This is a genomic window from Streptomyces sp. NPDC054794, assembly GCF_053611585.1.
In genome coordinates this window covers 1-2,229 of record NZ_JBSHAQ010000137.1, presented here as the reverse complement: position 1 = coordinate 2,229, position 2,229 = coordinate 1, and the positions used below count along the sequence as shown (strand labels likewise).

Here is a 2,229-nt window from a genome sequence, read left to right as displayed (position 1 = left end):
CCCAAGGAGAATTGGCGAGCTTCTTGGGGAATCTCGACGAGACCGTCGCTGCGGGGGCGTTCGCGCGTGTCAGCGACGATCTTTCCCGGCTCCTCGGTCGGCCGACGACCAGGCTCGTCGACGGACTGAGGGCGCCATGAGGGCAGAGGCGGCGGTCAGCCGAGGCGAGCGCCGCCCCTTCCGCAGATCCGCCGACGTGGTCACCGGGCTCTGGGCGCGGTGTTGCCCGTGTGCCGTTCGCTGCCATGGCTGCCAGCACGTGCTGTTCGATGATGGGTAGTGTCGCGGTGTGACGATCATCAGGCAACGGCTGAATGAGCTACGGCGGCGTGCCTTTGCAGGGCGCACCGGTGAGATCGAGCTGTTCCGGTCGATGCTGGGCGCAGGCGGCGTGCTTTTTCTTCACGGTCCTGGCGGCATCGGCAAGAGCGCATTGCTGGACGTGCTGGCCGATGTCGCCGTGACCGCGGGCGCCGATCCGATCACAATCGACGGCCGCGATGTGCCGCCGGTCCCAGGTTCCCTTCAGGCGCACTCCATCAGCGGCCGGACGGTGCTGCTGCTCGACACCTACGAGCTGCTCGCCCCCATCGACGACTGGGTACGGGAGGAGTTCCTGCCCGCGCTGCCCGCCGACGCGGTCGTGGTCATCGCGGCACGGCGACCGCCCTCGTCGCGGTGGCTGGCCGATCCCGCCTGGCGCGAGCTGGTCCGGGTCGTCGCGCTGCGCAACCTCGCGCCGCATGACGGCCGCGCCTACCTGGCGCGGCAGAACGTCCCCGCCGAGTTCCACGAGCACCTGCTCGACATCAGCCACGGCCACCCACTCACCCTGTCCATGCTCGTCGACGCGGTGCGGCGAGGCGGTGGCGTTCCGCCACGCACACTCGGAGACCTGCCCGACGTGGTACGCGGTTTGCTGACCCGCACCCTGGACGAGGTGCCGGAGCCGCGCCATCGGCTGGCGCTGGAAGTCTGCGCGCACGCCAACGTCATCACCGAGAACGTCCTGCGATCCGTGCTCGGCGACAACGCCGGGGAGCTGTTCACCTGGCTGCGCACGGTGTCGTTCGTCGAGGAGGGTCCGTACGGCCTGTTCCTGCACGACACGGTCCGCGACATCCTTGATGCCGACCTGCGGTGGCGCGACCCGAAGCGTTACGCCGAGGTGCACACCCAAGTGCGGGCCGACTTGGTCGCACGGATCCGCTCGGCGCCGGACCCACGCGAGCAACAACGGCTCCTGGCCGACGCCATCGTCGTGACCTGCCCGCGGACCAGGCTCGCCGCATACGTCGCGGCCGCCCGGCCCGTCGACCACCACATCGATGTACTGCGGCCGCAAGACACGGCCCCGATCGTCGAGATGACGACCCGCGCTCAGGGGGCGGAACAGGCCGAGCTGGTGGCGCACTGGATACGGCGCCGGCCCGGAGCCTTCCGGGTCTTTCGCGGGCCGGACGGGGAGCCACAGGGGTTCGGCGCCTGCCTCGACCTGCGCGCCGAGGACGTCGGGGTGGATCCGGGCGTCGACAGCATGTGGCAGTACACCCAGCAGCACGGCGCGGCACGCCCTGGCGAGCACGTACGGGCCTGGCGGTTCTTCCTCGACCGTGACCGTGGGCAGGCCTCATCGCCGTCACTGACCCTGTTCGCCGTGTGCCAGATCCTCGACATCCTCACGCGTGACCACTCCGCCTGGACGTTGGTGGGGGCGTACGCGGATGCCGGACTGTGGGAGCCGACACTCGGCTATCTGGACTTCTGGCCGGCAGCCGAGGCGGCGTACACGATCGGGGAGACCACCTACCCGGTCTTCGTCCACGACTGGCGACGCTCCGGTCTCACCGAGTGGCTCGAACTCACCGCGGCCCGCGAGGTGGGTGCCCCGGCCCGGCCGGCGCAGGAGCAGTCGGCCGAACTCGTCCTATCCCAAACCGAGTTCGCCGAGTCGATCCGCGCGGCGCTGCGCGATCTGCACGCGCCGCAGGCGCTGCGGCGCAATCCGCTGATGCGATCGCGGGTCGTGCGGTCATCTACGGCGGGACTCCACGAGCTCCTCGCCATGGCCGCCGAGCCGTTGCGGGCCGACCGCCGCGGCCTGTTCGAGGTGCTCGACCGCACCTTTTTGCACCCGGCGGGCCCGCAGGAGCGCGTGGCCCAATCGCTGCACCTGTCCTTCAGCACCTACCGCCGGCACCGGGACCTGGCCGTGGCTCACATCGTGGA

At 70.3% G+C, this 2,229-nt stretch carries 1 protein-coding gene; it reads left to right on the top strand.

The window, feature by feature from the left end; all coding sequences use genetic code 11:
- Nucleotides 1–289: 289 nt before the first annotated feature.
- Nucleotides 290–2,229 (top strand): ATP-binding protein (locus ACWGKT_RS48390; RefSeq protein WP_453278805.1); only part of this gene is annotated, 1,940 nt, incomplete at its 3' end.